Annotated in this window: 4 protein-coding genes and 1 pseudogene; 3 read left to right on the top strand and 2 right to left on the bottom strand. The window is 67.3% G+C overall.

Annotated features, from left to right (window positions below; translation table 11 throughout):
* Positions 1-856: hypothetical protein (locus Q0066_RS13605; protein ID WP_298133781.1), on the bottom strand; the 856-nt coding region annotated here is incomplete at its 3' end.
* A 303-nt stretch (positions 857-1,159) separates the two neighbouring features.
* Between Q0066_RS13605 and Q0066_RS13600 the strand changes: the two genes are divergently transcribed.
* The gene (locus Q0066_RS13600) at positions 1,160-2,608 is read left to right on the top strand and encodes an FG-GAP repeat protein (protein ID WP_298133778.1); all 1,449 of its coding nucleotides are present in this window, start codon (positions 1,160-1,162) and stop codon (positions 2,606-2,608) included.
* A 78-nt stretch (positions 2,609-2,686) separates the two neighbouring features.
* On the opposite strand, the gene Q0066_RS13595 is transcribed toward Q0066_RS13600, so the two are convergent.
* Entirely contained in the window at positions 2,687-4,231 is a 1,545-nt protein-coding gene (locus tag Q0066_RS13595; protein WP_298133776.1) for an amino acid permease, read from the bottom strand.
* A 266-nt stretch (positions 4,232-4,497) separates the two neighbouring features.
* Here Q0066_RS13595 and Q0066_RS13590 point away from each other — a divergent pair, with 266 nt between their 5' ends.
* Both Q0066_RS13590 and Q0066_RS13585 read left to right on the top strand, forming a co-directional pair.
* Positions 4,498-5,622 carry a GTPase gene (locus Q0066_RS13590; RefSeq protein WP_298133774.1) on the top strand — a complete coding sequence of 375 codons (1,125 nt, stop codon included), beginning with the start codon at positions 4,498-4,500 and terminating at the stop codon, positions 5,620-5,622.
* Positions 5,623-5,894: 272 nt separating this feature from the next.
* A pseudogene (locus Q0066_RS13585) lies at positions 5,895-6,598 on the top strand (oxaloacetate decarboxylase); the annotation flags it as partial.

The following is a 6,598-nucleotide window of genomic DNA, read 5'->3' as shown; positions in this document are numbered from 1 at the left end:
CGCCGAATTCCCGGTTGAGTCGTTGCTGCAACTCGTTGCCGCCGGTGAGGTGGCCACCGACGACGATCTCGACTGGCGAGGTGAGGTTGGCGCGCACCGTGTAGCTGACCGGGAATCCGAGCGTCCTGATCAGGGCCAGGTGTGCGCGGGCGGTGGCTTCCATGAGGTCGGGCGTTTCCGCCCAGACCGCGAGCTTCAGAGCAGGCCCGGTCGACGGGTCATAGGTGGCCGACCATTGCCCGTCCGTCGCCAAACGGCTGATCAGGGAGAAGACCTCCGACACCGGATATCGCGAACCCAGCAGGTCGAGCCGCAGCCGCCGCCAGCGAATGATCCAGTGTCTGTCGGCCAGATCATCGGCGTGCCGCGCGAGCAACTCCGGCAGCGCTGCCAGCAGGGCCGGATCGCCCGTCCGTGCGGGCCGATCGAGCACCAGTTCGATGCTGCCGGATCCTCTGGTGGTGTCCGAGTGCGCCGCCCAATCGACCGCGCCGGGCAACTCGTGAGTCAACCGGAGCCAACGCTCGGTCTCGGTAATGGGCGAGGTCCGATGCCGGTCATCGCTGAACACCCGCAGCACGTGGGCGCCTTGCCGAACGACGAACCGCGAGGTATGCCGGGCGAATTCCCTAGTGAAGCTGCTGTAGTACCACCCGGCCACGTCCAGCGCATTCTCACCGGTGGCGTCGTCGGTCAGCGTGACGTCGACGTTGTACGAGTAGCCCATGGTCGGTTCGCGGTTGTAGCGGCCGTCGACGCGGGCAACACCCGGAAGCGAACGTAGCTCCTCCGAGAGCGCGGACGCCTCGACCGACCGGTCCGGCACCCCCGACCACGCAGCCAACGCCGCGCCCACCCAGTCCGTCAGGTTCATCCGACGATGATGCCCCGATCCGGGTGCTCGAGGGTTCCGCCGGCAAGACGTAGGGACCTGGCCCCGCCACCGACGCTCGCCCGCTGCGCGACGCCCGGGCGGTGCCTCGCTGCGTTCTCCTCCGTGGCCGTGCGAGCAGGTGACTCGCTGTCGGCGCTGCGCGACATCCGATCGGACACCCCTCGCCAAGGCGGGCGTCGATGGTGGGCACTAGCAGCCGAACCCCGAACCTTGCCGTCCCTCGAAGTCAGGAGCAGGATGGAAAGTTGACCGAAGGAGAACTGCATGCGTCGCACCCCAGCCGCCCTGACCGTCGCTCTGATCACCGTCGTGGGCTGGCTACCCGCAGCCGCGCCGCTAGCTACGGCGCAACCGCTGGAATGTGAGTACCCGGCCTACGGCGACATCAACGCCGACGGCACCCCTGAACTGGTGGTCGGCGTGCCCAACGCGAACGGGGGAGCCGGCGCGGTCGACATCTTCTACGACAGAGCCAAGGCGCCGACCCGGGTGACCGCCGCCTCGCTCGGCTTCACCGCGAGTGCCGGGGAAGAGTTCGGCAGTTCGGCGCTGATCACCGATCTGGACGGCGACGGCTGCAGCGAACTCGTCGTCGGCGCGCCCGGCGCAGACGCCGGTGCCGGACGGGTCTACATCGCCAAAGGCACGCCGTCCGGGCTGAGCGACACGCCGACCTACGCCCCGATCTCGTCGCCCAGCGCGGGTGCGCGGTTCGGCGCGACGCTGTCCGAGACCAGCACCGCCAAACAGCAGGACGTGCTGATGATCGGCGCCCCCGGCTACGACCATCCGGTCAAGGACGCCGGCGCGGTCGCCCTGGTCGAACTCAACCGCAGCACCGGCACTCACAAGGCCCCGATCATGGTCAACCAGGCGACCCCTGGGGTGGCGGGTTCGGCGAAGGCCGGTGACGGCTTCGGCTCGGTGCTGGCCGGCAACATCGTCGGCGTCCCCGCCAAAGACGTCGGTGCCGCGAAGGACGCCGGCGCCGTCGTCCGGCTGCTACTGAAGTCGACCAGCCCGAAGCTGGAGGTGACCGGGCAGGAATGGACGCAGAACAGTCCCGGCGTCTCGGGAACAGCCGAAGCCGGCGACCGGTTCGGCGCCAGCCTCACCGGCGGCGGCTTCGTCGCGGTCGGCGTCCCCGGTGAGGATGTCGGATCGGCCAAGGACGCCGGCATGGTGCATCTGTTCCGGCAGACCGACATCGCCGGGGCGAACGCCTTCAAGCAAGACCACGCCTACACCCAGAACACGGCCGGCGTCCCGGGCACGGCCGAGCAGGGCGACCGGTTCGGTGCCGCGGTGGCGTTCGGCGACATGGAGTCAGGCGAGAGCGGCTACAACCTGTGGATCGGCGCCCCGGGCGAGAGCATCGGCGCAACCGCGCGGGCCGGTTCGGTGACCCGGCTCGGACTGGGCGGCTCCCGGCTGCCCAACACCGCGCTGTACTCCGGCCACGGACTGCCCGGAACCCCCGAGAGAGGCGATCAGCTGGGTGCCACGCTGGGCACGGTGGGCGACGACTACAACATGGAAGAGGACGGCTCGACCAGCCTGCTGATCGGCGTCCCGGGCGAAGACCGTGGAACCGCACGCGACTCGGGCTGGGTGATCTTCTCCCGGTACTCGTTCGATGCTTCGCCGCGAACCAAGGGACTGGCCAACAAGGCGGTGGCCGGCGAGCGCTACGGTCAGGTCTTCGGTTCCTGACCCCGCGCTCGCCGCGCGCGCCCACACCGGGAGCCGCTCCTCGCGAGCCGGGGGTTACCCGCGAAGCCCGAACGAGGCCTACCTCTGGTCGTCGGGCCGCACCACGCCCTCGGCCATCGCCTGCTGAATGTCGTGCGGCAGCGCCTTGCCAGTGGCCAGCCGTGCGTTCCGGTAGCCGTAAGCGGCGTAGATCAGGAAGCCCAGCGCCATCCACACCAGGAACCGCACCCAGGTCTCCAGCGACAGGTTGAGCGTCAGGTAGAAGCAGATCAGCGCGGAGAGGATCGGCAGCACCGGCGAGAACGGCACCTTGAAGGCCCGCGGCAGGTCCGGACGCTTCCGGCGCAGCACCACCACCGCCAGCGACACCAGGATGAATGCCGACAGCGTTCCGATGTTGACCATCTCTTCCAGCATGCCGATCGGGGTCAGACCGGCGAAGATCAGGCAGGCCATCGTGACCACGATCGAGATGCGCCACGGCGTCCGGTACTTGGGGTGCACCCGGGCCAGGCCGACGGGCAGCAGGTTGTCCCGCGACATCGCGAAGATGATTCGGGTGGCACCGATCATCAGGGTCAGCACGACGGTGGTCAGACCGGCGACGGCACCGGCCGAGATCAGCGTGGCCATCCAGCCCTGACCGTGATGGGCGAACGCATTCGCCAGCGCCGCGCTGGGGTCGATGTCGGCGTAGTTGACCATGCCGACGACGACCAGCGCGACCGCGCAGTAGAGCACGGTGCAGATGATCAGCGAGGCGATGATGCCGATCGGCAGATCGCGCTGCGGATTCCGGGTCTCCTCAGCGGTGGTCGCCACCACGTCGAAACCGATGTAGGCGAAGAAGACCAGGGCCGCGCCGGCGAAGACACCGCTCCAACCGAAGGCTGCGGGGGCCGCGCCGGTGAGCCACTGGATCAGCGGCTGGGTCCAGCTGAAGCCCTCGGACGCCGCTGAGGGCACCGAGTCGGGAATGAACGGGGTGTAGTTGGCCGGATTGACGAACATCAGTCCGGCGACGATCACGAACAGGACGATGAACAGCTTCACGCCGACCAGCACCATGTTGACCCGCAGCGACTCCTTGATGCCCACCGTGATCAGGACGCCGAGCGCGATGATCAGCAGGATCGCCATCAGGTCGAAGCCTTTGGTCTCACTGAACGGGCTGGCCCCATAGGCCAGGAACTCGGGCAGGGCTATGCCGAACTTGCCGAGCAGCACGCCGAGATAGGCACTCCAACCCTGAGCCACCACGCTCGCGCCGAGGAACATCTCCAGGATCAGATCCCAGCCGATGATCCAGGCGAAGACTTCGCCCAGCGAGGCATAGCTGAAGGTGTAGGCCGAACCCGAGACGGGCACGGTCGAGGCGAACTCCGCGTAGCACATGGCCGCCAGGGCACAGCACACTGCCGCCACCACGAAGCTGATCACGATGCCGGGACCGGTCATCTCGTGCGCCACGCGTCCGGTCAGGGTGAAGATGCCGGCGCCGATCACCACGCCCACCCCGAAGACGGTGAGGTCGAGCGCGGTCAGGGACTTCTTGAGTTGGTATTCAGGCTCGTCGGTGTCAGCGATCGACTGCTCGATCGACTTGGTACGGAACACGCTCATCGGAATCCTCCTGTGGCTTCCCCGTAGTGGTTGTCACAAGCTAGTACAGGGGGTCGGTGTCGCACAGGAATTGGACACGCCAGGCCGACAATCGTCACCAGAACGCACGGGCCCTGTGGTCCAGCTCCCTTTGACTCGCAGTCCGGGGCCGCTCCCCGCGACCGTCAGCGAATTTCGGGCGTCGTCTCCCCGCAAGGGGTGAATGCGGGCCGTCTCAGGGGGTGCTGCTGCGCCGCGAACCAGACCCGGCCCCTACCCTTGACCGCGTGACACAGTGGTTCACCGACGCCTTCAGGGCCGAATTCGAGAAGCAGGCCGCCCAGATCGGACGGTTCAACCTGGCGATCTTCGGCAAGACCGGCGTCGGCAAGTCGACGCTGATCAACGCGATCTTCGGCCAGAACGTGGCCGCCACCGGCATCGGCGACCCGGTCACCCTGGACGCCCACCTGTACCTCGACACCCGCGGCACCCTCGGCCTGATCGACACCCGCGGCCTCGAGATCGGACGCGACGACGGCGAACTGATCAAAGAGGTCACCAAGTACGTGAAGCAGATGCGCAGCAAACCTGTGCACGAGCAGATCCACGTGGCCTGGTATTGCGTGCGCGGCATGGACCGCCGCTTCGAAGAAGTCGAAGCCACCTTCATCAAGACGCTGCACGAACTCGGCATTCCGGTACTACTGGTGTTCACCCAGGTGCCGATGCGCGATGGCCAGTACCACCCGGACGCCGTCGAACTCGCCCGGCAGGTCGAGGCCAAGCAGCTGCCGATCATCGGCGGCCGTCCGTTCATGACCTACGCGATGAGGGACCAGTTCACCGGTCAGCCGCCCCACGGCTTGATGGACGTCCTGCAGGCGACCTTTCACGTTGTTCCTGAGGCTGTCCACTCAGCTCTCGCAGCCGCCCAAACGATCGATCTGGAAGCGAAGGCCAAAGCAGCCCAGCGGCACATCGGCGCGACGGTAGCCGCTGCCGGCGCGGCCGCCGCGGTGCCGATCCCGTTCTCGTCCGCGGCGCTGCTGGTGCCGTTGCAGCTCGGCATGATGGGCCGGATCGCGCACCTGTACCAGTTGCCGTTCGACAAGGCCGCGCTGCTCGCCGTCGCCTCCACCTCGGTGGCCACCACCCTGGGCCGGACAGCGGCCGCCAACGCTCTCAAATTCCTGCCCGGCGCGGGCAGTGTGGCCGGTGGCGTGATCAACGCCTCGGTGGCCTCCGGCTTCACCCTGGCGATGGGTCAGGCCTGGCTGACCGTCTGCCAGAAGGCCGCCGGAGGGCAGCTGCCGAAACTCAACGGCGTGGTCGACACCAAGGCCGTCCGTGACATGTTCGAATCTGAGTTCCGCAAGCGGATGCCGACGATCCGGCACAAACAGGACTGAGCCGCCCACTCGTAGCAACTTCGTCATCCCGGCGAACGCCGGGATCTCAACGCGGCCGAGATCCCGGATGTTATGTCGCAGGACATCGGTGACCGAGATCCCGGACGTAGAGATCCCGGATCAAGTCCGGGATGACGGATCCGGGAGGACGGGGTCTGGGACGACGGGGTCCGGGAGGACGGGGAATCCCGGTTCTGAGACGCATCCTCCCGAGGGGCAGGATTTCCACGATCTACGACACGCAGTAGTAGACCGGTGCCACGATTGATTCCATGAGTCAGCGAACCATTGGCGTGACCGAGGTCGCTCTCCGGGACGCCCACCAGTCCCTGATGGCGACCCGGATGGCACTCGAAGACATGGTGGACGCCTGCGCCGACATCGACGCGGCCGGCTACTGGAGCGTCGAATGCTGGGGCGGAGCCACCTACGACGCGTGCATCCGATTCCTCAACGAGGACCCCTGGGTGCGGCTGCGCACCTTCCGCGAGCTGTTGCCCAACAGCCGCCTGCAGATGTTGCTGCGCGGCCAGAACCTGCTCGGCTACCGGCACTACGAGGACGACGTCGTCCGGCGATTCGTCGACAAATCGGCCGAGAACGGCATGGACGTGTTCCGCGTCTTCGACGCCCTCAACGACCCGCGCAACATGGAGGTCGCGATGCGGGCCGTCACCGCGACCGGCAAGCACGCCCAGGGCACCATCTGCTACACCATCTCGCCGCTGCACACCGTCGAGGGGTACGTGCAGCTCGCCGGGCAACTGCTCGACATGGGCGCCGAATCGCTGGCCCTGAAGGACATGGCCGCGTTGCTGCAGCCGCAGCCCGCCTACGACATCATCCGCGGCATCAAGGACACCTACGGCGAGGACACCCAGGTCAACGTGCACTGCCACGCCACCACCGGCGTCACCCTGGTCACCCTGATGAAGGCGATCGAAGCCGGTGCCGACGTGGTCGACACCGCGATCAG

The sequence above is a fragment of the Micropruina sp. genome (assembly GCF_027492755.1).
Classification (GTDB): Bacteria; Actinomycetota; Actinomycetes; order Propionibacteriales; family Propionibacteriaceae; genus Micropruina.
The sequence above is the reverse complement of the archived record's forward strand: the minus strand, read 5'-3'. Positions and strand labels throughout refer to the sequence as shown.

Excerpts from the sequence above, each read along its gene's own strand:
- Q0066_RS13595 (WP_298133776.1), bottom strand. The coding sequence starts at position 4,231 with ATGAGCGTGTTCCGTACCAAGTCGATCGAGCAGTCGATCGCTGACACC.
- Q0066_RS13600 (WP_298133778.1), top strand. The coding sequence starts at position 1,160 with ATGCGTCGCACCCCAGCCGCCCTGACCGTCGCTCTGATCACCGTCGTG.